This window comes from Psychrobacter sp. Arc9, assembly GCF_041431295.1.
GTDB lineage: Bacteria > Pseudomonadota > Gammaproteobacteria > Pseudomonadales > Moraxellaceae > Psychrobacter.
In genome coordinates this window covers 1-26641 of the sequence record NZ_JASMRK010000002.1, presented here as the reverse complement: position 1 = coordinate 26641, position 26641 = coordinate 1, and the positions used below count along the sequence as shown (strand labels likewise).

General features: G+C 41.9%; 20 protein-coding genes, 1 other RNA gene and 1 pseudogene. 10 read left to right on the top strand and 12 right to left on the bottom strand.

What is annotated here, in order from left to right; all coding sequences use genetic code 11:
* Nucleotides 1–17 precede the first annotated feature (17 nt).
* Nucleotides 18–740, bottom strand: coding sequence for a Bax inhibitor-1/YccA family protein (locus QO187_RS01405; protein WP_057759239.1), 723 nt, complete (start codon nt 738–740; stop codon nt 18–20).
* A gap of 319 nt (nt 741–1059) precedes the next feature.
* On the opposite strand from QO187_RS01405, the gene QO187_RS01400 reads away from it, so the two are divergent.
* The gene (locus QO187_RS01400; RefSeq protein ID WP_179798759.1) at nt 1060–2064 is read left to right on the top strand and encodes an NAD(+) kinase; all 1005 of its coding nucleotides are present in this window, start codon (nt 1060–1062) and stop codon (nt 2062–2064) included.
* A gap of 55 nt (nt 2065–2119) precedes the next feature.
* Nucleotides 2120–2431 carry a YeaC family protein gene (locus tag QO187_RS01395; RefSeq protein ID WP_102094259.1) on the top strand — a complete coding sequence of 104 codons (312 nt, stop codon included), beginning with the start codon at nt 2120–2122 and terminating at the stop codon, nt 2429–2431.
* A gap of 124 nt (nt 2432–2555) precedes the next feature.
* Here QO187_RS01395 and QO187_RS01390 read toward each other — a convergent pair whose 3' ends face one another.
* The 5 genes and pseudogenes from QO187_RS01390 to QO187_RS01370 all read right to left on the bottom strand — a co-directional run bounded on the left by QO187_RS01390 (nt 2556) and on the right by QO187_RS01370 (nt 9918).
* Entirely contained in the window at nt 2556–2930 is a 375-nt protein-coding gene (locus tag QO187_RS01390) for a HopJ type III effector protein (protein WP_057759243.1), read from the bottom strand.
* A gap of 179 nt (nt 2931–3109) precedes the next feature.
* A pseudogene (gene csrA, locus QO187_RS01385) lies at nt 3110–3277 on the bottom strand (carbon storage regulator CsrA); the annotation flags it as partial.
* Nucleotides 3278–3707: 430 nt separating this feature from the next.
* Nucleotides 3708–4994, bottom strand: coding sequence for an aspartate kinase (locus tag QO187_RS01380; protein WP_057759246.1), 1287 nt, complete (start codon nt 4992–4994; stop codon nt 3708–3710).
* 357 nt (nt 4995–5351) lie between these two features.
* Nucleotides 5352–8024: an alanine--tRNA ligase gene (gene alaS, locus QO187_RS01375; protein ID WP_102094258.1), complete on the bottom strand. Its 2673-nt coding sequence runs from the start codon at nt 8022–8024 to the stop codon at nt 5352–5354.
* Nucleotides 8025–8178: 154 nt separating this feature from the next.
* Nucleotides 8179–9918, bottom strand: coding sequence for a DUF389 domain-containing protein (locus tag QO187_RS01370; RefSeq protein ID WP_102094256.1), 1740 nt, complete (start codon nt 9916–9918; stop codon nt 8179–8181).
* Between the two features lie 275 nt (nt 9919–10193).
* On the opposite strand from QO187_RS01370, the gene QO187_RS01365 reads away from it, so the two are divergent.
* Nucleotides 10194–10406, top strand: coding sequence for a hypothetical protein (locus QO187_RS01365; RefSeq protein WP_102094255.1), 213 nt, complete (start codon nt 10194–10196; stop codon nt 10404–10406).
* Nucleotides 10407–10550: 144 nt separating this feature from the next.
* On the opposite strand, the gene QO187_RS01360 is transcribed toward QO187_RS01365, so the two are convergent.
* Nucleotides 10551–11954 carry a L,D-transpeptidase family protein gene (locus tag QO187_RS01360; protein ID WP_185156643.1) on the bottom strand — a complete coding sequence of 468 codons (1404 nt, stop codon included), beginning with the start codon at nt 11952–11954 and terminating at the stop codon, nt 10551–10553.
* A 340-nt stretch (nt 11955–12294) separates the two neighbouring features.
* On the opposite strand from QO187_RS01360, the gene prmB reads away from it, so the two are divergent.
* The 3 genes from prmB (at nt 12295) to QO187_RS01345 (ending at nt 16052) form a co-directional block, all read left to right on the top strand.
* Complete coding sequence (gene prmB / locus QO187_RS01355) at nt 12295–13467, top strand: 50S ribosomal protein L3 N(5)-glutamine methyltransferase (RefSeq protein WP_101206117.1); 1173 nt, start codon at nt 12295–12297, stop codon at nt 13465–13467.
* Between the two features lie 144 nt (nt 13468–13611).
* Nucleotides 13612–14715, top strand: coding sequence for a chorismate synthase (gene aroC, locus QO187_RS01350; RefSeq protein WP_102094253.1), 1104 nt, complete (start codon nt 13612–13614; stop codon nt 14713–14715).
* A gap of 50 nt (nt 14716–14765) precedes the next feature.
* Nucleotides 14766–16052, top strand: coding sequence for a hypothetical protein (locus QO187_RS01345; protein ID WP_371546744.1), 1287 nt, complete (start codon nt 14766–14768; stop codon nt 16050–16052).
* 3 nt (nt 16053–16055) lie between these two features.
* Here QO187_RS01345 and QO187_RS01340 read toward each other — a convergent pair whose 3' ends face one another.
* Complete coding sequence (locus QO187_RS01340) at nt 16056–16712, bottom strand: IS1595 family transposase (RefSeq protein ID WP_045455674.1); 657 nt, start codon at nt 16710–16712, stop codon at nt 16056–16058.
* Nucleotides 16713–16772: 60 nt separating this feature from the next.
* Between QO187_RS01340 and QO187_RS01335 the strand changes: the two genes are divergently transcribed.
* Nucleotides 16773–18077 carry an AAA family ATPase gene (locus QO187_RS01335; protein WP_185156611.1) on the top strand — a complete coding sequence of 435 codons (1305 nt, stop codon included), beginning with the start codon at nt 16773–16775 and terminating at the stop codon, nt 18075–18077.
* Between the two features lie 65 nt (nt 18078–18142).
* Here QO187_RS01335 and QO187_RS01330 read toward each other — a convergent pair whose 3' ends face one another.
* The 4 genes from QO187_RS01330 to QO187_RS01315 form a co-directional block, all read right to left on the bottom strand.
* Nucleotides 18143–18343 carry a hypothetical protein gene (locus QO187_RS01330; protein ID WP_102093530.1) on the bottom strand — a complete coding sequence of 67 codons (201 nt, stop codon included), beginning with the start codon at nt 18341–18343 and terminating at the stop codon, nt 18143–18145.
* 125 nt (nt 18344–18468) lie between these two features.
* Nucleotides 18469–20271, bottom strand: a complete 1803-nt coding sequence (gene creC, locus QO187_RS01325) for a two-component system sensor histidine kinase CreC (protein WP_102093532.1) — start codon at nt 20269–20271, stop codon at nt 18469–18471.
* A 16-nt stretch (nt 20272–20287) separates the two neighbouring features.
* Nucleotides 20288–21067, bottom strand: a complete 780-nt coding sequence (locus tag QO187_RS01320; protein WP_102093533.1) for a response regulator — start codon at nt 21065–21067, stop codon at nt 20288–20290.
* A 232-nt stretch (nt 21068–21299) separates the two neighbouring features.
* On the bottom strand, nt 21300–22664 hold the full coding sequence (locus tag QO187_RS01315) for a glycerophosphodiester phosphodiesterase family protein (RefSeq protein ID WP_102093535.1): 1365 nt from the start codon (nt 22662–22664) through the stop codon (nt 21300–21302).
* 430 nt (nt 22665–23094) lie between these two features.
* Here QO187_RS01315 and QO187_RS01310 point away from each other — a divergent pair, with 430 nt between their 5' ends.
* The 3 genes from QO187_RS01310 to QO187_RS01300 all read left to right on the top strand — a co-directional run bounded on the left by QO187_RS01310 (nt 23095) and on the right by QO187_RS01300 (nt 26131).
* On the top strand, nt 23095–23766 hold the full coding sequence (locus QO187_RS01310; protein WP_102093536.1) for an alpha/beta hydrolase: 672 nt from the start codon (nt 23095–23097) through the stop codon (nt 23764–23766).
* Between the two features lie 85 nt (nt 23767–23851).
* Nucleotides 23852–24210, top strand: a transfer-messenger RNA (tmRNA) gene (gene ssrA / locus QO187_RS01305).
* 292 nt (nt 24211–24502) lie between these two features.
* The gene (locus QO187_RS01300; RefSeq protein WP_371546739.1) at nt 24503–26131 is read left to right on the top strand and encodes a long-chain-fatty-acid--CoA ligase; all 1629 of its coding nucleotides are present in this window, start codon (nt 24503–24505) and stop codon (nt 26129–26131) included.
* Nucleotides 26132–26641: the final 510 nt, after the last annotated feature.

Here is a 26641-nt window from a genome sequence, read left to right as displayed (position 1 = left end):
TTAGGTTACTCTTACAATTAGTCTTGTAGATAGCTTAGCAGACGCATAAATTCGATATACATCCAGACGAGGGTTGCAAGAATACCAATACTGAACAACCATTCGTAATCTTCAGAAACACCCATCGCAACACCGCGATCAATATTATCGAAATCTAATAGCAAGGTGAAAGAAGCGATAACGATGACAAATAAGCTAAAGCCAATAGCGATAGCGCCACCTTCAAATAGGAACGGCAATGATGAACCAAACGCTAGAGAAAGTACCCACTGTGCTACATAAACAAGCATAATGGCAATAACCGCTGAGGTCACGATAGAGCGGAACTTTTCAGTAACCTTAACTAAACCTGAACGATATAAACCTAGCATAACTGCAGCTGTGACGAAAGTTGCACACATTGCAGTGACTGGTACTGTTGGATACATTCTCATGAAAAATAATGAGATGCCGCCCAAAAAGATACCTTCTAACAAGGCGTAAGGCACTGCCAAAGTCTTGGCTTTTTGCGGCTTAAAGGTAATAAAAAGAGCCAGAACAAACGCAGCAATCATGCTACCAAAGGCTGCCATCGTAATAAAACCTTGCGATAAACCTGCCATAAGCGCATAAAAGAAAAAGCCCACACCAGTAATGGCTGATAAACCAAGTAACAAGCTGGTCTTTTGAATTACGCCCTTGACCGTCATTGGATTACCGCCGATCGCAAGTTCTGCGCGACTGACAATAGGATTGGCCATACATAAGTCCTTAATAATAAAATATAAAAATAGTGATGTTAGTTACTTTAGCAAAACCGCCATTATTGTCAACTGTGTTTGCGTGACAACTGCTGCGGTGCAACCTCAGGCTGTTCATTGTCTAGTGCATCGAGCTACAGTATCGCCCAATACGCTAATTGAAAAACTGAACAGACAGATCTGACTAAGTAAAACATTCGATAGCTTTTATATGGGGTCAGTTACGACAGTTAACAACGATAATTCATAAACATGCTAGTCTAAGCGCGCATTTATCGCTATCATTACCTTGTACTTCACCGTTATACCGAGTCGTTTTATGGAAAACTCAGCGCAGTCAGCAAGATTGCCACACTTACATGAATCAGAGCTATTCCACGCTATTAAAAACCCCGCCTTTAGGCGTATTGGTCTAATGGGCCGTGCTGGTAAACGTAGTGTCACTCAAAGCTTGGTACAGATTGCCCAAACCGTGAATGATATGAATTTGACGTTGATAATGGATGTACAAACGGCCAATTTGCCAACGCTTGATCTCACAGACATAGAAAGAGTCAAAATCGTCAAACGTGGTTTGATTGGTGAGATTTGTGATTTGGTTATTGTTGTTGGCGGTGATGGTTCGATACTACATGCGGCTGAAGCGCTAGCACGCTACCGTGTACCTGTATTAGGGGTTAACCGTGGTCGTTTAGGATTTTTAGCAGATGTAAAACCTGATGAAGCTGCCTTTAAGTTACGCCAAGTATTGATGGGGGACTATCAACTGGACCATCGGTTTTTATTGACTATGGAGATACGAGAAGGGCGCAAAATTATCCATGAAGACATGGCGCTGAACGACATCGTACTGCATGCTGGTAAATCCGTACATATGATTGATTTTCAGATGAAAATTGATGGACATGACGTTTATAGACAGCATAGTGATGGCTTGATAGCAGCAACACCGACTGGTTCTACTGCTTATGCCTTATCAGGTGGCGGTCCAATTATTCATCCGAGTATGGACGCTATTTGTCTGGTGCCGATGCATCCCCATACATTATCTAGCAGACCGATTGTGGTCAGCGGTAATAGTGAGGTTTGTATTCGTATCCACGAAGACAATCGTACTCAGCCGATGGTAAGTGCGGACGGTAAGCCAAGCGTGCCACTTGAGCAAGAGCAGCGCCTCCATATTCGTAAGCATCCTGATAAGCTTACCTTGTTGCACCCACCTGGGTTTGACTTTTATGAGGCCTGCCGTACAAAGCTGCACTGGAACGTACATGCCGAAGAATTCAGTCTTGATGTCGATGATGATATTATAGACGATGAATAAGCGTATCTATTAGACCAAAATATGATGCAAAAAATGGTAGTGGAGAGTAGGCAAGATGGATAAACAAACAATACTAGCAAGTCTAACGCCCGAAGTGGTTGATAAATTTCGTATGGCGATTGAGCTAGGTAAATGGCCTGACGGTCGTAAGATTACCGCTGAGCAGCGTGAGACTTGTATGCAAGCTGTGATGGTATGGGAACATGAGCATCTGCCGCCAGCTGAGCGTACAGGTTATATTCATAAACCCGTAAAAGACGATGGTACTGTCGTTGGCGCTGAATGTGATGTCGAGCACGAGCATCACTACCCTAATATGCCGAATCCTAAAGGTGCGGTACAGCCTGTTAAGTTTCGTGATAAATAGATTTATAAATAAGTTGTAATAGTTGTGATAAAAACAATTATCATAAAAAGCCACGCTATATAGCGTGGCTTTTTTACTTTATCAATAATTAAATTATCAGAAATAGCTTAATCATCATAGACGATTAAATAGCAGTCGTATCGACACTAGGACGAACCGTTAGCGGGTTCTTTTGCATCAAAAATCCTTGCCAGCCCCAATGTAAAAAATTACGGATATTGGCATGATCGGTACCGTTAGGCGTTGCTTGAACCTTGGCATAATGCTCGCCAAATAGCTTAAGCGTGTCCAATTGGTTCAGGCCATGGTGCTTAGCAAAACCAAAAATCTTTGCGCTACCTTCGTTCTCACCGGCTGCATTATGTACCATTCCATTTACGAAAGGAGCAGGCGCATAGCGATAAAAATCATCGATAAAGCTGATGACATCATTGAATCCAATGGCTTTTTTGTTCAAACCATTAAGTAATGCCGATACATCTGATTGGCGGATACTCATAAATAAATGACCTCAGAGCAGATTAAAAAAACAATATAATATTTATGTGTGCTCAATGATGATAGTAGCCGTTGAGCGTTCAGCATTATAATTTAGCTAGCTTAGCGATTAAAGTAGTCTTCGTCATCAAACGAAGGCGAAAAGTTGCCTTGTTCAAGATGCTGCATTTGCGACTGTACAGAACGCTCATGCTGAATACGTTGATAAATCTCTTCGCGGTGTACTGCAATATCTTTAGGTGCGTTTACACCGATACGTACTTGATTGCCTTTGACGCCTAGAACCGTCACACTTACTTCGTCGCCAATCATTAGCGTTTCGCCCACGCGGCGTGTCAAAATTAACATGCGTCACACTCCTTATGTCGCATCAACAAATTATTACTCATCAGATTACTTCTCAATTGCAGAACATCACCGCAGCACCAAACATGCAATATAACCATTATCACGATGCCAGATATCGTGCCAATAGCGGTAATGATAGGTAGATTCATTTAGCCCAAATGAAAGCCCCATTATAGGCGGCATAACAGATACTGTCACGGTTTTTCACAAAACTATTAGGTAAATGCTCATTTCAACTATGCTAAAAAATAAAAATAGGACCTAAAAAGATCCTATTTTATTTAAGTACTGTTTTTATTTAGATACTATTAATTCAAACGCTATTAATTTAAATGCTGTTTATCTATATACTATATAAAGTATAAAGTCATTAATAGCGATTAATAGATAACCATTAAAGCTAATGCTATATTTTAACAGTTTTTATGTCTTATAGCCCAGCGATTTTGCTTTCACCGTCTTCACGATCTAGGCCAAATGCCGTGTGCAATGACTTAACGGCTTTTTCTAAGTGTTGATCCTGAATTAGGACCGACACTTTGATTTCGCTGGTTGAAATCATTTGGATATTGATGTTGTTTTCAGCCAGTGTTTGGAACATAAGACTAGCGACACCTGCGTGTGAACGCATGCCAACACCAACCAATGACACTTTGACGACTTCACTGTTGCCCAATATTTCTTTGGCGCCAATTTCATCTTTTACTTCTTCGTTAAGCACTTTTAGCGTCTTATCTAAATCAGTGCGGTTAACCGTGAAAGTAAAATCAGTGGTACCGTTATCCGAAAGGTTTTGTACAATCATATCGATTTCGATATTGGCACGACCAATTGGGCTTAAGATAGCAGAGGCGATACCAGGATGGTCAGGCACGCCGCGTACTAAGATTTTTGCTTCGTCTCTATTGAACGCGATACCTGAGATGATTGCCTGTTCCATATTGTCTCCTTCGTCTATCGTAATTAGGGTACCCACGTTGTCTTGAAATTCTTGGTCAAAGCTACCGTCTGTGTTTTCATCAAAGCTAGAGAGTACACGTAGCGGCACGCCATATTTACCAGCGAATTCTACTGAGCGAATTTGTAGAATCTTAGAGCCAAGACTTGCCATTTCAAGCATTTCTTCAAATGTAATTTTTTCAAGTTTTTTGGCTTTTGAGGTCACGCGAGGGTCAGTGGTATAGACGCCATCGACGTCGGTATAAATTTGACACTCGTCAGCGCCCAAGGCCGCGGCAATCGCCACACCTGTGGTATCAGAACCACCGCGTCCTAATGTGGTCGCGTTGCCTTCTTCGTCGATACCTTGGAAACCTGCCACAATAACGATATTGCCAGCATCTAATTGCTCACGTATGTTTTTGTCATCGATGCTTTCGATACGGGCTTTGTTATGGGCGTTGTCGGTCTTAATCGCGACTTGGCGACCAGTCATTGAACGGGCACCAATACCAAGCTCTTTAATGGCCATAGCGAGGAGTGAGATAGAAACCTGCTCACCTGTTGAGACCATCTGATCGTATTCGCGAGGATCAGGTTGCGTGCTAATTTGGCGAGCTAGATCAATCAAACGGTTGGTTTCGCCGCTCATGGCTGAGACCACGACGACCACTTGATGACCATTGTCATGCCAGCGTTTGACTCGTTTGGCGACGTTTTTGATGCGGTCGATACTGCCCATCGAGGTGCCGCCGTATTTCTGTACTATTAACGCCATAAAAATCTACCTATTTATTCAATAATGACTTTTTATTGTCATTGATGAGAGTCAATGTGATGCTCGTCAATGCTTGTATAGATAAAGCCAGATGATAAGAGTTATGCCTTTAGGTCTTTCATTCTTCTAATGGTATCTATCAACCTTATGGAATGAACAATATGCCCAAACGTTGACCTTTATACCATATCTGCCGCATAACTTTAAGCCTCAGGAGCGCTTAGATGTATGGCGATTGGTTATAGTAGTTATAACCAATCACGTATTCTATGCGTAGTGGAGTAAAGCTATGCGATAAATATAAGGTACATTGTGACGCGCTATACCAGTATATTCGCGAGTTTAATATTCGCCAGCTTAGCTAAGCTGGGTTTCAATCCAAGCAGGTAGAGCGCTGATAACCGCTGTACTATTGCCAGACTTCGGTGCACCGCCTTGTGCGTAGTCAGGCTTACCGCCACCTTTACCACCAAGCTCACCTGCCAAGTGACGAATAATATCACCAGCCTTCACTTTGGCAGTAACAGATTTTGCGACGCTCGCTGCGAGTGCTAACTGGTCATCTTTATCACCAATTAATACAATCACGCTATCAGGCAGTTTTGATTTGATATCGTCCATCAGCGTACGGATAGATTTACCATCGATACCGCTTAAGGTGCTGATAAGAACTGGCGTACCGGCGATCGTTTGTACATCATCAAGCAAATTGGCTGCTTGAGCGCTGGCGATTTTTTGCTGCAAGCGCTCTAGTTGTTTTTCTAGGTCGCGTTGCTTATCAGCCATCGTACGGACACGCTGCGCTACTTCAGGACGTTTTACTTTTAGCTGACTTGTGAGCTCGCTCAGTTGTTGCTCGCTTTGCTGAATGTTTTTGACCGCGTTCATGCCAGTGACAGCTTCAACTCGGCGGATACCAGCAGCAATACCAGACTCACTGGTGATTTTTAGCACACCGATATCGCCAGTACGCTGTACGTGCAAGCCACCACATAGCTCGATAGAGAAAGGCTTGCGCTGACCATCAACGATACGATCTGTACCCATGGTTAGGACTCGAACGTCACTGCCATACTTTTCGCCAAACAGTGCCATAGCGCCTTGATTCATCGCTTCGTCAATCGACATATGCTCGATACGGGCAGGGGTGTTGGCTTGAATTTGCTCATTAACGAGACGTTCAACACGCATGATCTCAGCGGCGCTGACAGGTTTGTCATAAGCAAAGTCAAAACGTAACACTTCGCTTGAAACTAGTGAGCCTTTTTGCGTGACCGCGTCGCCCAGCACTTCTCTTAGCGCTGCATGCAATAGGTGAGTGGCTGAGTGGTTTTTGGCGCTGGCTGCACGAATGCTGGACAGTACTTGCGCTTCAGCAGTCTGCTTAGTACTGATATCACCCATGGTCACGACACCATAATGGATAATCGCCTGACCAGATTTTTTGGTATCTTGTACTTCAAAGACGCCAGATGCTGTACGAATTTCACCAAGCTCACCAACTTGACCACCACCTTCGGCATAAAATGGGGTGCGATCTAATACCACAACGCCTTCCATGCCTTCTGTTAAGCTGTCTGCTGGGTTGCCGTCTTGATAAAGCGCGTCAATAGTCACGCCGTCTTCTTCAAGCTGCTCATAGCCGATAAATGTCGTTGGTGTTTCTACTTGGATGACACTGCTGTAATCGACGTCAAACTTGCCAGCATCACGCGCACGCTCACGTTGTGCCTGCATATGCTCATCAAATTCCGCTTCATCAATAGCAATACCACGCTCACGAGTGATATCGGCGGTCAAATCAAGTGGGAAACCATAGGTATCATAAAGCTTAAATGCCGCTTCACCAGATAGCGTATCGCCATCTTGCAAGCCTTCAAGTTCGCTGGCAAGTAAACGTAAGCCTTGTGCCAGTGTTTTAGCAAACTGTGCTTCTTCTTTTTGAATGGCGTTTTCGATGACGCTCTGCTTGTCTTTTAGCTCAGGATAGGCACTGCCCATTTCAGCCACAAGCGGCGCAACCATTTTATAGAAGAATTCGCTATCAGCACCAAGTTTGTTGCCATGACGTACTGCGCGACGAATGACACGGCGCAATACATAGCCACGACCTTCGTTACTTGGCGTGACACCATCAGCAATCAAAAATGCTACAGCACGAATATGGTCGGCGATGACTTTTAATGATGATTGTTGCTCATTATTGATTTCTAAGATGTCAGCCGCTGCGTCCATCAAATGGACAAACAAGTCGATCTCATAGTTGCCATGAACGCCTTGCATGATGGCACTAATACGCTCAAGCCCCATGCCTGTATCGACGCTAGGTGCAGGGAGTGGTAATAGCGTGCCGTCTTTTTGACGATTGAACTGCATGAATACGCAGTTCCAAATCTCAATATAGCGATCGCCGTCTTCTTCTGGGGTACCTGGCAAGCCGCCTTCGATGTCGGCGCCATGGTCATAAAAGACTTCGGTACAAGGACCACAAGGACCAGTATCACCCATTGTCCAAAAGTTATCAGAAGCGTAAGGAGCACCCTTGTTATCACCAATACGAATGATGCGCTCACTTGGAATGCCGATATTTTTATTCCAAATCTCAAAGGCTTCGTCGTCAGTTTCATAGATAGTGACATAAAGACGATTTTTATCAATCGCTAACCACTTCTCCGAGGTCAAAAACTCCCAAATGTACTCGATGCCTGCTTGCTTGAAATAATCACCAAACGAGAAATTACCAAGCATTTCAAAGAAAGTATGATGACGTGCGGTATAGCCGACATTATCCAAATCATTATGTTTGCCGCCAGCACGTACGCACTTTTGCGAGGTTACCGCACGTGTATAGTCACGTGGTTCCATACCCAAAAAGGTTTCTTTAAATTGATTCATACCGGCATTGGTAAATAGCAATGTCGGATCATTGTGTGGAATCAAGCTAGACGATGAAACTTGGGTGTGCTGCTTGCTTATGAAAAAATCGATAAAGGCTTGGCGAATATCGGCTGAGCGAAATGGCTGGCTCACAGCGGCTCCTTACTGACGGATAGAATTGAGTAAATGACATAAAATAATTTTGCAAGCGATTTTAGCACAAACGCCCAAGCTCTTGGTACAAGAGTTATAACTACTAGGTTATTATACGTGTGCTAGTCATCGCCTAATTTATAGAGTATTAAGATTAATTGGTCAAAATTGCCGCATCCGTTTCATCCAATTTGTCTTGCGTCGTTGGATTGGACTCGATTACTTGCACAGGCAAATAACGTAGTTGGAGCTTAATTGGCAAGTACTCTGGGAAATTCTCTGCCATATCATTAGTAATGAGTGTCTCAATCTGGCGTACGTCATATGAGCTCGGCAAAGTCTCTCCACGTACGATTGCCCGCACTACTTGATTTTCTTCTGAGGTATCAAATTGCGTATTGGTTAATACATTGCCTTGGTCGATAAAGTAGTTGTTAATGGTTTCTTTGACATTACTCTCAAACACTTGCTGCTTGGCATTGGTCTGTAGGTTGATGGTTAAGTAGGCACCTAAGCCACCAAGTAGTAATAAAGTCACGGCGTTACGCTGCAAAAAAGTCAAATAGGTATTGGATTTATAATCGTCATCGACCAAACGACGAAACCCTAAGACCCACAATACAAGCGCATTGGTAAACTGGATAGCAAGAATGTTGGTCGCTGCCAATAATAGCGCACCAAGCCCAAGCTGCATCTCGCCATTAGCGAGCAAGATACCACTAGCAGCCAGTGGTGGCACCAAGGCTGTGGCAACCGCAACGCCAACAACCGCAACCGAGAGATGCGGAGATACCATCGCGTACGCGCCAGCTGTACCACCTGCTAAGGCAATCATTAAATCCATAGAGGTGGGCTGGGTACGTGATAGGATTTCTGCCGTTAGCGGTTGGTCTTTATGTAGCCAACCAACGATAAAGCCGACCAATACCACCAGCGAGACACCGATAATAACGGTAAAAAGCGACTTACGTAGCAGTGGCATACGGTGATCGATAATTGCTAGCGCTATACCCGTAATAGGGCCTAGCATCATCGCAACTAACATTGCTCCAATGACCACGGCTGCTGAATTGGTCACTAGGCCATAACTCGCAATGATGGCAGATAAGATGTTCATGATGAAGTACATCTTGCTAGGCAGCGCGTTCGCCTCGATTCTAACCCGTACTTCTGGGTAATCTACCTTTTGATTGCTGAACTGCTCGGCGACAAACTGCTTATAAGATTCAAGCTTGGCTTCTTTTTCCTCTTGAACCTCATCTTCGTCACTTTCATCTTGAGGTTTTTGAGCGTCGCTATCTTCTACATCGTTGTTTTTACTTTGGTTTTTATCTTCTGAGTCATTATTTTGATGGTCGTCATCGCGACTAGATTTGTTTTTTGTTTTTGGTTGATTGGCTGTTTTGTTATCTGATGACTGTGCTGCGATATTTGTGTCATCAGCAGGGTCGTCTTCTACTTCTACCGTTACTTCAGCATCACTATCATCTTGAGCACTTTTTTCTGTTGTTTCTGCCGTATCCGACTGGAAGAAATCGGACTTCTCTTTCGCTTCTATAGACTCTGATTCTGCAACCTCAGACGCTTCAGTATTTGATTGTGACTCAGGTTCTGTCGATTCTAAGGTTGCTACGACCACATCGTCACTGATAGTTTCCATGGTTATCTCAGCGTCAGGTGGCTGCGCACATTCAGTGTCTACTTCGGAGTCTATTTCGCCATCTGTATCAGTCGATTGCTTGTGTTGATTGTCTTCGCTTTCATCATTGTCTACAGCGGCATCATCAACTACTGGGTCAATTGTCGCGTCTTGATTGTGAGAGGCGTCAATAATGATTGGTGAATCATTTTGATCCACTGAGTTAGGCGCAGTGTTTTTTTCAGATGAGGACATAGCAGATAGCGTTCTTAGTAGGTAAAGAAAGTCATTATTGTAATGATAAATAGATAAAGATATAGGGGATTCTTGAAAATATAAAAAAGAGTTGAGAGAAGGTGGGAGTAAGAACTGGTATTTCTTATGATTAAGTCTAAAACCTTAATAATAGCATGGTTTTTATTCTAAAGTCATTCAATATAGATGCTACAAGGGTTCACGATAAATACTTACTTTTTTTGTGGAATTAAGGTTAAATATATTATATCCACAATAAAGATAAGGAATAATTTATGAACTGGCCGTTATTTTCTGTCATCTACTCAATGGCAGCTACTGTGACTATCGGACTTTTTATGATTGGTGCTCTCATTACAGGGTTCGATGAGATATTTCATATTCAAATAGCAGTGGGATTGGGCGTTCTAGCTTCGATACCTGCAGGATTATTCTTTACCAAAAAAATTGGCAGTATTACTGGCAATGAAGAAGGCTATAAAACATAAAATCAAACATAAGGACAAGCAATGTTATCGATGTGAAGTGGAACCGCCTATCAGCAAACAAAAAAAGACCTCAATATTGAGGTCTTTTTTATCATTAAAAATATCTGCTAACTAGCATCGAAGCTAGATTCAATAAGGTTCTATTTATTGAAGTTCGACAACTGCGCCATTTTCGATATTGGCATAAACTTCTAACACATCCCAGTTGGTCAAACGAACACAACCTGCTGAGCCTTGACGACTGATACCTTCAGGTACTGGTGAGCCATGTAAACCGTAAGAAGGCTTAGATAATCCCATCCAAACGACACCGACTGGGTTGTTTGGTCCTGGTGCTATCATATGAACTTTCTTTTGAGCGCCTTCACCAACGGTTGATTTATACCAAGGCATTTTCACTTTATTGATGATTTTGAACGTGCCTTTTGGAGACGGTGTGGCATCGCTACCAACGGTCGTCGGATAAGTAGCAACCAACTTATCACCATTATAGGCATACAATGTTTTATCGGCTTTGTTGGCGACTACGCGATTAATACGTTGGTTCAGCTTGTCGCGAGTATTTAGTACTGTGATAGTCTCGCCAACAGCATACTTTTTGTTTTTGTTAAGTTTATCTAAGTAACGTACATCCATATGGAAACGTTCACCTAGCATCTCTTTGATATCTTGATAATAAAGACCTTTCATTTTTGACTTCGCTTCCGAACCAGAAGGGGTAGTCGCAAAATTGGTATTGATATCGTCTGCGGTCAACGTATAAGTGACCAGTACAGGTTTGTTCGCAGGGATATTTTTAACCAAGGCATCCCAAGTTTTTTGGTCCATTTTACCAGTCGCTGGCAAGCCTTTCATCGTTTGGAAGTTAACAAGGGCTTTTTTGCTGTTCATACCCCAACCGCCATCAATAGGACCAGGAGAAGCATGGTTCCAATCAAGCAATGCCTGCATTTTGATCGTCATCGCTGAGTTGACTTTCATATTAGGTGACCAGACAGCACCATTCACTTGCTTGGCATAGTTCGACAAGTTCAGCGTTGTATGCTTCTTACCATCTTTGTCTTCGATGTTTTTGATGGTTGGATCGTCGCTAAAGTCTTGACGCTTTTCGTTCTCTGGTAACTCAAAAGCGAGTGGATCAGACGAGTCGATAGATGATAGGTCGCTAGGCGCAGCGACGGCTTGACCTTCACTAATGTCATCATTGCGGTCAGCTTGCTCATCTTTACGCGTTAGTTCTGCTGCACTCATATTATCAGCAACTGGGGCTGGCACGTTTTGGTTGGCTTCTTGCTTATTATTGATAAGCTGGTTCATGCTGTCGACTGGTTTCGCTTTCTCTGTATTTAACTGTACAGTAGCAGCGCCATCTGAGCGACTACGGTTTTCTTGCACATTAAGGCTAACCTTTTTGGCAAGACCTGGCATAGCGTCAGCCGTGCGTACTGGCAATGTGCGAGTACTATCGGCAGGTGCAGCAAGTGCGGCTACACTAGCACTTACAGCTGCGATAGATATGGCAGTAATAATTGGCTTTATTTTCATCATATTGAGTCACTTGTGGTTGCTACTAATGCGGCTATTATGCGCATAATTTGATTGCATCGCAAACTTTTGACACATCTTTTTGCATTTAAGACTTGCCAAACGTCAACTGCTGACGTATTCGCTACAGTTGGGTAATAATTTAACCAAGGTGTGTATGGCGTCGTGCTCGATTCTTACGCAAACTGTCCATTATTCGCACTATTTTTTGTGCAAGTAAAAATGACAGTTATTGGCGCTACTAGAGGTTTACGTCTATAATGTATGACTGAATTTTATTTAATATAACGATTTTTAGCAAACAGCAATTTAACCCGCTAGCAGTTAATCCACAAGGTGCGATATGTCAGAAGACCAAACAATGAGTGCAGAAGAGTTTCAAAACCAATACTTCAATGATGAGTCTGAAGGCTTAGACGGTGAGATGGAGTATGATTTAGAGACTGGACTTCTTGGTGAGCACGATGAATTTGCTAACTTACATGCAGAGCTAAACGAAGCACGTGAGCAGCTTGTCAGTATTCGCGACTTTATTCGTTTTTCAGTCACGCAGCTGCGTAACTACGACGTCGTTGTTGCACAAGGTACGACCGATGAGTTTGCAGAAGCGTCAGCCATTGTCTTGCACTCTTTGTCTCTCGATTGGTCTGCTAATGAGCAGATTTTAGACTGTCGTCTGACCACGTCTGAAAAACAGTTGGTACTAGGACTATTAGAAGAGCGTATCGCTGAACGTAAGCCACTCAGTTATTTAATTAACTTGTCATACTTCTGCGACCTGCCTTTTTATGTCGATGAGCGTGTTCTTATCCCGCGTTCACCGATTGCAGAGTTGATTCGTCAGCAGTTCCATCCGTACTTTGAAGTTACTGAATTGGCCAAACCACTGGGTGTCAGTCCGAACGAAAAGTCAGCGGTATTTTATGACCATGGCTTGGATGTGAAGCAATTGTCGCAGCCTGAGCGTATCTTGGACTTGTGTACTGGCTCTGGTTGTATCGCAATCGCGCTTGCTACCCGTTTCGTTGATGCGTTGGTCGATGCTGTTGATATCGATAAAGGCGCATTAGAAGTGGCAATGGTCAATGTCGATCATCATGATCTTGGCCATCAAGTAAACGTAATCGAGTCTGATTTGTTTGCCAAGATACCTGCTGAAAACCAGTATGAGCTTATCGTCACCAATCCACCGTACGTCGATGCGGCTATCATGGCAGATTTACCGCCTGAGTTTTTGTATGAGCCTGAGCATGCACTAGCAGCTGGCCAAGACGGCTTAGATTTGGTACATCGTATCTTATTTGAAGCGCCAGATTACCTTAGCCCAGATGGTTTGCTGATCTGTGAAGTAGGTGACAGCGAATGGGCACTAAAACAAGCCTATCCTGAAATCCAGTTTGATTGGTTGAAGTTTGCACATGGCGGTCATGGTGTCTTTGCGATTACCTATGATGAGCTAGTCTCAAACCGTCAATTGTTTGCCTCTTATGTTCAGCTATTAGATAGCCTTCAATAGACAGATATTGGGTCGGATAGACATCGGCTGCACGAGCCGAAACTATAAATAACAATACAATTACTCATTATAAGCAGTATAAGCAATAACCATGAGTGATTGGTCACATAGTCATCAGTAGCGTTTACTTGTTTAAGGACAGTTATGGCAGGCAATAGTATTGGGCAGGTTTTTACGGTCACCACTTGCGGTGAGTCACATGGCGCAGGCCTGATGGCCATCGTTGATGGCGTACCACCAGGTTTAGCATTATCTGCAGAAGACCTGCAAGTAGATTTGGATCGTCGCAAACCGGGTACGTCTAAGTATTCAACCCAGCGCCGTGAGTCTGATGAAGTTGAGATTATCTCTGGCGTATTTGAAGGCAAAACCACAGGTACGTCTATCGGTCTATTGATTCGCAATACCAATCAAAAATCTAAAGACTATAGCGATATCAAAGATACTTTCCGTCCTGGACACGCTGACTATACTTATAGTATGAAATATGGCTTCCGTGACTATCGTGGTGGCGGTCGTTCGTCAGCGCGTGAGACGGCTATGCGTGTAGCAGCTGGTGCTATCGCTAAGAAATACTTGCAAGAACGTCTGGGCGTACAAATTCGTGGTCACGTTACCCAAATCGGCAATGAGCATAGTAACGTCCTAGATCCGAGCCAAATTGATTGGGAGTTTGTAAATAGTAATCCGTTCTTTTGTGCAGACAGAGAAGCGATTGGCCGTTTTGAAACCTTGATTGATAACTTGCGCCGTGAAGGCACTAGCTGTGGCGCGCGCCTTGATATCATTGCGAGCGGTGTACCAGTCGGACTTGGCGAGCCAGTATTTGATCGTCTGGATGCTGATATCGCTCATGCGATGATGAGTATCAATGCGGTTAAAGGGGTTGAGATTGGTGATGGGATGGCGGTGGCAGGTCAATTCGGACATAGCGCTCGTGATGAGCTGACCCCAGATGGGTTTGCAGCCAATCATGCTGGTGGTGTCTTGGGCGGTATCTCATCAGGTCAAGATATCCGTGTGAGTATTGCGCTAAAACCAACGTCTAGTATTACCACCGCTGGCAAGAGCATTAACACTCAAGGTGAAGCAGTCGATATGCTTACTAAGGGTCGTCATGATCCTTGCGTTGGTGTGCGTGCTACGCCCATTGCCGAAGCGATGTTAGCGATTGTAGTGCTTGATCATTATCTGCGTCACCGTGGTCAAAACGCGGATGTGAAGCCGCCAGTACAATCGATTACTTAGTGTTTCATTGAATTCTGTTGAAAGTACACTTATCTTAAAAAGGCTTAAGTATGTCTGTTTATCATTATATATTAGCATGGTCTGAAAATAAGCCATTGTATCTAAGAGACAGTCTTCGAAGAATTTTAAATGCTTCTATTGATAATGATGATATTAATGAGCTAACTTTATTAGTTAAGAAAGAACACGGTGATGATACAGTCAATATTCAACCTATTTTTTATGATCAAACGCATATTCCGACAAGTATTCAAACTAATAATGACTATCCAAAATTACTAGGTTTGAAAAATCCTAAAAATATATCTGCTTTACATAGTGAAGCAGATTTAAAGTTTTCAGAAGATGGTCTAACCGTCATTTACGGTAATAACGGTTCTGGGAAATCAAGCTATTCAAGGATTTTTAAGAAGTTATGCTGGAGTAGAGCACCAAATATAGAATTGAAAACTAATATTTTTAGAAGCGATCAAACACAGCAGCAAGTTGAGATAAAAATAGGTTTTGAAGGTCAAAATATTGATTGGATATGGAATCAAAGTAATGAAAGTCATTCTCTGTTAAAGTCTATATTCGTATTCGATAGTGAATGTAGTGAAGTTTACATAAATAAAGATAACCCAGCTGAATATAAACCTGTTGGTATAGATTTGCTAGAAAGCTTAATCGATGTTTTTAACCAAATACAATCTAAGCTAAAATTGGAAATTTCACAATATAATGTAGTCAAGCCCGCTTTACCAGATTCACCAGTTAATGTACCAATCTCTAGCTGGTACAGTCAGATCGAGAATATCGATAATAAGCAGTTAAATGATTCTATCCAATTTAATCAAAGAGATATTGATAGAAAGAGTTTTTTAGAAAGTATTTTAGATAGCCCAAACCCAAGCAGAGATATACAGGACTTGAGGATTACCAAAAGCAACTTACAAAGTTACTTTCAAAAAGTATCAGAAATTGAAAGTTATTTCAGTACTCAAGCTATAGTTAATATTCGAGATTTCAAGCAAAGTTTTGACAGTACTAAACAGGCTTATGAAATAGCCAGGAATGAACTGAATGATTTGAATACTTTCCAAAGCTTTGGTACAAGCCCATGGAGGATTCTGTGGAGTTCAGCTCAGGATTTTGCTCACAGTTCTAATATGTCTGATGGACAAACCTTTCCATCAAATGAATCCTTGGATAAATGTGTATTATGTCAGCAAGACCTTGATGAAGAAGCTAAGAGGAGAATGCTACAGTTTAAGCAATTTGTTCTTAATGACATATCAAGTCAACATAATGAATTAAATAGAATATACGATAATAAAAAAAGGGGCTGTAGTAGATAAGGATTAAATATCACACCATTTTCTCAAGGTTTTCAGCTGATTAGATGGTGAGCCATAGTTGAATCTAAACTCGCACTCTTTTAAAAACAAATGGAAGTTCTTCTTATTGATCCCATTATACTTTCTGAGTGTTCGTTTGGACTGATTCCAGAAGTTCTCAATGCCATTGATGTGATTGTTCTTACCGCAAATGAACTCTATAGAGTGATTGACTCTGAAATGTTTAAACTCACTCACATCTAATGCATTGTAACTTCGATAGCTATCCGTATAAACAAAGCTGTCAGGCTTGATTTTACGCTTAATAACAGGCATTAGGGTAGTCTGTTTGGTGTCTGCTACGACAATGGTATAAACCTTACCGTTTCGTTTTAGAATACCAAATACAGCGGTTTTACCAGCTGCCCCGCGACCTCTTTTGCCTTTGCGTACACCGCCAAAGTAACTTTCATCTAATTCGACCTCACCATCAAAAAGCTCATCAGCTTCTAATGAGAGATGGTAATCTATCACAAGTCTTATTTTATGATAAAAAAGTGCAGCAGTATTAGGCTGGATATCAAGCAAATCTGCGGCTGTTCTAGCAGTCACTTCAGCCGTAAAAAACTCTAACAGCCTTCGCTGTGCTTTTTTACTTAGTTTACAACGGGTTATCTTCATAAAAGTAGTCTAGCATAGTGCTTATCTACTACAGCCCCTAAAAAAATGCTTTATTCAAATATGTCTGTTTCGGCTTATGGCAATATTGATGAAATAGAATACTATGTTAATAACTTTAATGAAATATTTCAGAAATTTGAACAAGAAGTTCGTTTTTCTATCAATTCAATTTTGACTTATTTAGAAAATGGAGGAGGATTGATATTCCCTATTCCAGTAATGCCAGTAGATATCGAGCCTATATTAGAGGATATTAGTAAAAAAATTCACGAACTAGCTCAGTTACAGCAAAATAGAAATAATTTCTGGATTGAATATCACAATATTGCTGCAAAAGAATTTATATTTAATAACAAAGCTACTATCATCCAATATCATCAAGAACTTAAGTATAAACAATGGTTAAGCCATCTAATTAAACAGTTAAATACCTCGATAATATCTAAAAAAATCGGTGATATTATGACCGAAGAAGCTATTAATCTACAGCATGATGAGTTCATCGCTCATTTAAACTGTTTTAATTCTGAACTATCTAATAAAGTAAAGATTTCTAAAAGTAGAACGACTATAGGTCAAGCTTTCATGAAATGTAACTTCAGTGAAGTTAGCGACGATATGGGTACTATTCTAAGTGAAGGCGAACAACGTATTGTTTCACTCTCAAATTTCTTAGCAGAATGTACGATTGATAATAAATTAAATAGTATTATCTTTGATGATCCTGTTACTTCTTTAGATACGGATTATAGAGAGCTTATCGCAGTCAAATTAGTTAATTTAGCTCAAACTAGACAGATTATTGTACTGACGCATGATCTATCTTTTATGAGATTGCTTATGGATATTCATAAAACTGAGACCTCAAATGATTGTGAGATAATAGGAATTGATAAATATAATGGAGTAACAGGTATTGTAACAGATGAAATTCCATATTTAGCTAAGAATCTTCAGGAAAGAGTTGACTCAATCCAAAGAATAATCAGAGAGCATGACTCACTTTCAATCACAAATGCTCATGAGCGAGAAGTTAAATTAGACTCTGCTAGGAAAAGGTTCAGAATGCTATTAGAAAGGTCTGTCGAAGAAGTACTATCAAACCGTACATATGAACGCTTTTCAAAGAATATCAATTTGAAAAGAGGCTACTTATCAAGCTATGTCGTTACTGAGGAAACTGATATTAATTTCATATTAGGTTTGTTCGGTAAATATTCTATTACTGAACATGATGGAGGGATATCAACTATACCTAGGTTACCTAGTAAAACTGACATAGAAGATGATATTAGAGAATTTAGTTTGTGGAAAAATAGCTTCAAAGCTAAACTTAAAGCATTTAGAGAGGCCAGTGTGGGTTGATTTTTGATGAATCTTAATATTTTGAAGTTAATAAAACTTATTCCGATTTTAGATGACTGTAATCACTAAGCAGCTACTTGATAACTATCAATAGCTACACATTGCTGATGTCGAAATACCAATAATAACCGCTGACTAGGAATTGCTAGCCAATGACCAAACTCAATACTATCGACGCCTTGGCTCGTTAATGTCTGTGTACAGTGATGACGGCTAAAGCCGATTAGATTCTTGATAATAGGGTTATCGGTCAATTGATGTGACATAGGTTGTCTAATCCTCATTTACTTTACAAATTTGACGGTTCAACAGATCTTAGTGCTATCGTAAAACAATAAAGTAGAAATCCTGTGTAGTCATGATGGAAAGTTGATGAATCCTTATAAAATTCTTATTCTAAAGCTAGTGGTAGGGTGATACTAACCATCACACCAGAACGCTGGTTTTTACCAGTATCAGTATTATCAGTTCTAGCTTTATTAGTGTCAGCTTTATCATCATTAGTACGGACATTATTGAGGGCTACCTGACCACCATGATGTTCAATTACTTGCTTCACTAGTGTTAGACCAAGGCCCGTGCCTTTTTTAAGCGTATTACTACTATAGTCAGTCTGCCTTGGCTTAGTCGTTGGATCTGCCGCCTCTGTATTTAGATCATTGCTGTCTGTATGATTCGTTGTTTGAGATGAGGGTTGGCTTTGATGAGATAGGCTAAAATAACGTTCAAAAGCTTTTTCAATAGCATAATCAGGCAACAGCTTTCCATCATTAAATATATCAATGATTACCGTTCGCGCTGTGCTATGCAAAGAGATGTTAACAGTGCTATCAGCAAAATGAATGGCATTATCCAGCACATTTTGTAGGACTTGTATCAGCCAAAATTGGTCAGCAAACACACTGGTAGAGGCCAACAACTCTGCTGGCAAGTTTGTAGTGTTTGTCATGTGCTGATCATCGATGTATATATCGATAGGGTATAGATTCTGCTGTTGCTGCTTGGCTGTATTATCTTTGATCAGACTTTGCAAAAGTGGTAATAGGGGAGTCAGTTGTCGGTTGAGCTTGAAGGTAGGCTGTTCAACCTTCGCAAGCAACAATAGGCGGTCGATGAGCTGTTGCATTTTTACGCTTTGCTCACCAACCGTCTCAATGAGCATCTGCCGATCATCCTTATCAAGCATATGACCATCTAATCCATCATCTTCTAACAGCTCACTACTGGCGCGAATGGCGGTCAAAGGGCTTTTTAGCTCATGGGTCAAAGTATGGACATAATCAGTGACATAAGCTCTATTTTCGAGTCGATGCTTCATGGTCTCGATGGTATCTGTCAGGCTATTTAATTCATGACCCAGATAAAAATAGGGCTTTTTGGTGTCTTCTGCCAATGCACTGGTATATTGAGTCACCAAGGTAATACTTTGCTTGAGCCACCATGCGATGAGACCCGCCAGTATAAGGGCGGCGATACTGATAAGTAGTGCGGTGATAAGCATGCGGTTACGTGTGTCATCTAAATAAGGCAATACGCTAGCGACAGGCTTACCGACGCTGACCACGCCGATAATATCGCCAGACATATTCTTTATTGGCTGTGCGACATACATGACCGAACCATCACGCTGCTGGCCATCCCGCAGCGTACTTCTTGCACCGTATTGACCTCTTAATGTGAGATAGACATCATTCCAGCGCCCATAATTTTGCCCTTCATTATTGTCAGGTTTGGGTAGCGAGTCGTAAATGACTATGCCGCTACTGTCTGTCACATACACGCGAAAGCTACTGTAGCTTTTGGTTTGATCGACAGGACTGAGTATTTCATCCATCGCTGGCATGCCCACAAATGCAGCATCAAGTTGCGCTTGATATTCCTCATCATATAATTGTCCTGTAGATAATGGCACTTGGAGACTGGCTGCTAACAGTTTGCTAGTGTCTAGGAGCGTGTCTTCGATGACTTGCTGCGCGGTTGGCTTGACGTAGCCAAACAACTGAGTAAACACAACCACACCGCATATGACGAGCACCAACGCAACGGCTAGCCAAATCCTAAAAAATATACTTAAATTGAGCAGCCGTTTGCGTTTAGGAGCTTGCTGAGCAGTACCAATAGGGTGCAGTTTGGCATACCAATTGCTTTGGTCGTTATGAATAGCATTCTCAGCAGGATTAGTTTTATTATTCATAAACTAGCAGCCACTGTTAAGCGGGACATAATGCGTAACCCAGTCCACGATGCGTATGGATGACATCGACATTAGCATCTACCATAGCGAGCTGTTTACGAATTGATTTGATATGGCTGTCTATCGTGCGTGCCAAGCGGTGGTCGGGATAGTCGCTTACTGCGCTAAGCAATTGCTCACGGCTAAATACTTGATGCGGTGCTTGCAATAACGTTAGCAAAATTTTGCGTTCTGTATTGCTAAGCTCAAGCTTTTGCTCTTGCCACGTTAATGAATAGTTAAGCGGTTGATAATGCCAAACGCCAGATTGGTTCTCAAACGTTAATGCTTGTCCTGATAGATTATTCGAGGAAGTATTATCCGTACTGTTATCTGAGTTTATGATATGAGAGCCTGACTGTTGAATTAGCTGTTCACGGCGCCAAATGGCTTTTAAACGCGCGACCAACTCACGTGGACTAAAGGGTTTGGCACAATAATCATCGCCGCCCATCTCCAATCCCAAAATCCGATCGACCTCATCGCTACGCGCGGTCAAAAACACGATAGGCAAATCTTTTAAGGCGTCGATATCAGGTGTGTGACGTATTTGCTGACATAGGCTCAAGCCGTCACCATCTGGCAGACCGACATCCATAATGATCGCCGACAGATCTTGTGCTTCATAACTATGCAGCATGGGTAACACACTACTGGCATTATCCAACCAAGTTATTTGCCAACCTTCGCGCTTGCAGGTGACCTTGAGTGACATCGCGATCGCAGGATCATCTTCTACCAGTAAAATATGGGTCATAGTATCTACATCGTCTTATAAGCTTAATAAATTATCGTAGCACAAAACAGCAGACTGCTCTTGCTGCCACGAGTCAAATGGTGTGAAAAGTTAATGGAAAAGTAAGGTGCTCAGTAGATAGTGTGCGATGTAATTATTTTAATACATTCAACAAAAAGGCCAGCTCAATAAATAAGCTGGTCTTGATAACGAAGATTAAGCATGGTTGTTTATTAATAGACTAAGCGAAAACCTATTTAAGACCTTTGCAGTTGGCATAGTAGCTCACTGTAGCGGGCCAATCTGAAAAAATGCCTTGGACACCGACGTCTTGCGCTAGTACGTCAATATAATTCATCATATCACCATCATTGTTGATATCATCACCAAGACCGCTATAGTACCAATCGCCACCATCGGTTAGTGGTCCTGAACGCTCTATCGACCAGGTAATGATTTTTAGACCATTGGCTTTGGCTTGTTTTGCGTATTCTGATGGTTGCATATTTCCCTTACCATCAGTAGTGACTAACGACCAAAGTGCTGGAGCAATGGTGTTAATGCCGCGTGCTTTGATATTAGCCAATGAGTGCTTCCAAGTGGTTGCGTCATTTTTATTAAATGTTTTATCGTCAGCGGTCTCATTGCTGTCATCAATCAGATAAACGGCATTAGCCCCATAAGCTGGCTCGTTTTTGATCCAGTAATCCAGATCTTCTATATTAAATGACTGGGCAAATACATCGCTTGCAGGCACATCTGCTGCCTTATAAGTATCTATCAGCTGTTGGCGGTAATCATCTAAATGATAGCCGTTAAACGGCATGGTCACTGCAGGCGCTTTTAGCTCAGGCGTGTGTTTCATACCTAGCTTGCGAGCCAATGCGATATGCTCTTTTAATGTCATTACCTGACCATTTTGTGAATACAAATCCGTTCGCCAAGGCGCAGTTGCGTTCATATATTCACTAAGGCTGGTTGCTTTTTTATTGGCAGCATCCATCTTACCCGTCAAGGTCTTGAACTGAGCGGCACTGATATCTGAGGTGCGACATTCGATATTATCGGCATTGGTAAGTTTGCCTTTAGCATCTAAGATGGGCGGTACGGTACATTGCTTGGCCAGCGGCGTGGCTAATATATTAGTAGTGGTGTGCAAATCGTTCTGGGCATGACGACAGACAAGCTCACCGTCATTGGTAAAAGCGACATCACATTCCAAGATGCCAGCACCCATTTGTGCTGACGCCACGTAGCTATCATAAGTATGTTCAGGCAGCTGTAATGGCGCACCTCGATGCGCAATAGAGAAATCTGTCTTACTTGGCAGTTGCCCTCTGCATGCCTGTAGCTCTTCTTTTAGTGGTCCCTCATCCATATCATTTATCAAATAAAACGGACGCACTCCATAGGTATATGCGACAGGTGAAGACGATTGTGGCTGTGATTGCACTGTCGATAAAGGGGCTTTTGATGTGAGCGTTGATCGGCTATCGGTAGTGCAGCCTACTATCAATAATGAGCTGATCAGCGTTAAAGGTAAGGCGATATTAATCTTATTAACCTTAGCCAGCGTGTGCTTACTCAGCTCAAGCGCTGATTTATTAGAAATTGTCATGTAAAATGTTCCTGCAAAATTATAAAAAAATCCCATCGGACGTATGGATAGGAATTGAAAAATTAACGTTTGACTATTGGTTGCTACTTGCCAAAAGAAGCTAAGTGTCGTGCATTCTTGTAAAAGCTTAGTTTTGTAAGAGCTTAGCCTTGTAAGAACTTAGCATTAATGCGGATACAATTGTAGGCACATGTACTAAAGAATAGACAGCTGACAGTACTTGAGCCTGATGGTATTGAGCTTATCGGTCGTAAAATCATACGTGTCTTCTTATACTGTTCACATTTTTGCTATTGTCCGTTTAGTACCTCACTATTGACCATACTCTCAAACTAACAGATGATATTGACCATATAATGACACACACATTATTTCGGCAAAAAATACAAAAATGCTTAAGGCATATCTCACTACATTATTAAGGATAACTATGAGTAACTATTTAGACGCCGTCGTCGTTGAGCACAATCCCTCTCAAAAAAAGATAGATCGCGCAGTGATTTGGCTACATGGCTTAGGTGCTAGCGGTCATGATTTTGAGCCAGTTGTACCGCAGCTTGGCTTGGCTAATGATATGGCAGTACGTTTTATCTTTCCGCATGCGCCCAAGCGTCCTGTCACGGTCAATGGTGGGATGGTGATGCCGGCTTGGTATGATATCTTGGAGATGAGTCTTGAGCGCAAAGTTGATGTGACACAAATTGAGACATCCTCGCAGCAGATTCGCGATTTGATTGCCCGCGAGATTGAACGCGGCGTCAAACCTGAACATATCGTTATCGCTGGGTTTTCGCAGGGCGGGGCGGTTGCTTATCATGTGGCGCTCAGTCATCCAGAGCGCTTAGCGGGTCTGATGACGCTCTCTACCTACTTAGCAACCAATGACAATATTGAGTATAGTGCTGCCAATAGAGACCTACCGATTTTGATTGAGCATGGTACGCATGATCCAGTCGTACCTGTGATGCTAGGCGAGCAGGCGCAGCAGTTATTGACGAGCAAAGGCTACAACGTTGAATACCATACTTATCCGATGGCACATCAAGTCTGTATGCCGCAGATTCAAAATATCGGCAGATGGCTAAACACTGTTTTAGCATAGCCCATTAAGCTGTAACGTAATGTAATGCAGGCTACTTATAGGTTGAAACCTAACCGATATCTCCTATATAATAGCCAGTCTTATTGGGGATGTTCTGGCTTCGACGCTGGTGATGAAACTCAATGATGCATGTCGAGAGTGTATGTCCTCTCGTTAATCAAACATATATTGTTATAGTCGCAAACGACGAAACTTACGCTCTAGCAGCTTAAACCCTGCTTACTTAGTTGCTGATCACCTACAGTTGGTTAACTAAGTTGAAGCGTCCGCATGTAGGCTCGCCACAAGTGATTGTCTCAATTGCTTGGGTTCAAAAGTAGAGAATCGTCCAATCCATCCTGACTGTCGGATCGGTGCGGATTAAATTTAAAGACAGAAACTAAACATGTAGATTCATGAGCGTAATGCTGGCGGACGCGGGTTCAACTCCCGCCATCTCCACCAAACATTAAAAATCCGATCACTTAGGTGGTCGGATTTTTTTTGTCTAAATTTTATGGTTAATTAAAGAAACAATGATACCAATAAACTTTTGATGAGAAAGTAAAAACTATTTATATAGAGTAATCATCAAGTCTTTGAAGTTGAATCACAGTTTTTCGTCGCCTATGGAGAACATAATATTAACTTGTCTTAAAGAATAATTCTGATTATTCTTAGTTGAGGCCTATTCTTCGCATCAGGCAATGCAGTAGCAAGAATAAGCGGACTTTCAAATAACTACAGGGAATGTATTATGTTAGGAAAAATGATGTATCAGCCATTGCTGATCAGTGGTCTAATCGAACACGCTGCCCGTTATCATGGTGATACGGCGGTTTTGTCCAAAGAAGTCGATGGACAGATGACTCATACCAATTGGCGTACTGTCTCAGATAACTCAAAACGATTGGCCAATGCGTTGGCTACACTGGGACTTAAATCATCAGAACGCATAGCAACTTTGGCTTGGAATAATCGTCGTCATTTAGAAGCTTGGTATGCGATTTCAGGCAGTGGCATGGTTTGCCATACTATCAATCCACGTTTGTTCCCCGAGCAGCTGAGCTACATTATCAATGACGCTGATGATCGTGTGCTATTTTTTGATACTACTTTCCTACCGCTAATTATGGCAATCAAAGAGCATATCAAAGGTGTTGAATACTTCATTTGTCTAAGTGATCGAGATGATAGTATCGTAGAAAAACTGCCTAATGTACTGTTCTTTGATGAGCTATTAGCAGAAAACTCTACTGACTTTGACTGGCCTCAATTCGATGAAGCAACAGCCAGCTCTTTATGCTACACCTCAGGAACTACCGGTAATCCTAAAGGGATTTTATATACTCATCGCTCTTCTGTGCTGCATGCGATGGCGTTATGCATGCCTGATGTCTCCGCGCTCTCTGCACAAGACGTTTTGTTACCCGTAGTACCGATGTTCCATGTCAATGCGTGGGGCACACCTTATGCAGCTGCCCTGACTGGTTGCTCTCTCATACTTCCTGGTCCAAATCTCGATGGTGACAGCCTAGTATCTCTCATTGATGATTGTCATGTTACGGTTGCTCTAGGGGTTCCAACAATCTGGCAAAGCCTATTAACCGCTGCCAAAGCCAGAGGTAGTAAGCTTGATAGCATGACGCGTACCATCGTCGGAGGAGCCGCATGCCCACCATCAGTAATCAAAACGTTCAGAGAAGACTTTAACTGCGATGCGGTGCATGGTTGGGGCATGACAGAAACTAGCCCACTTGGAACGATGAATCAAATAAAAGCCAAGCATAAATCGCTGAGTAAAGATGAGATTAATGAGTTGCGTAACTCTCAAGGTCGTCCGCCCTACGGCGTTCAGCTACGTCTCATAGATACTGATGAACCGCTACAGCGAGTCGAAGAAGATGGTATGTCTCAAGGTCGTTTACAGATCAAAGGTCATTGGATCATCAATGACTATTACACAGAAAATCCTGATGCGATAACTGAAGATGGTTGGTTCGACACAGGCGATATTGCAACCATTGATGCCGATGGCTATATGAATATTCGGGATCGCTCAAAAGATTTGATCAAGTCTGGTGGAGAATGGATATCGTCAGTAGAGCTGGAAAACATCGCAGTCGCCCATCCGCAGATAAGAATGGCGGCCGCTATTGCTGCAAAGCATAAAAAATGGAGCGAACGTCCAGTACTAATTGTGGTGAAGGAGCCAGATTCAGAAATCGATGAGCCACAAGTGCTGAGCTTTTACGAAGGTAAAATCGCCAGCTGGCAAATACCCGACAAAGTCATCTTTGTAGATAACATCGTGCTGAATGGCGCTGGCAAAATGGTCAAAAAAGACCTGCGTGATGATTATGGCAACGTGTTATTAGATAGCTGATTTGGCTGTTAAGAGCATAAATTGACAATGCTACTTGCAAAACCAAGTGTGTAATCTAGATAGGTTTCTTTAAGAATAGTGGTATAGGTGAGTAGGGCGTTTGAGATGCTCGTCATCTATATCACTTATCATGATTATTATTTCAAACGAGCACTGAGAGATTAATGTACATCAGATGCACAGATTGAGATAGATAGAGCAGGACAGTATAGAACACCAGATACAACAAAGCCCCTGATATCAGGGGCTTTAGCTGTTCTATAAGATAGTATAGGAACTATGTAATGGTACCCGGAGCCGGAACGGTTAATTGTTGTTAAGTGTTTGATGTATATAGATAAATATTTAAATATATATTTTAGTACACTTGTGAGTATACTTTAGATTTGTTTTTCAGTTTTATAATTTAATAGTAACTAAATATTATCGCTTGACTAGGGCGTGTCTTCAATTGGATAAGCCCTAAATAATAGTTACAATACCGCATCTATTGAGTCGATGCGAGAAATA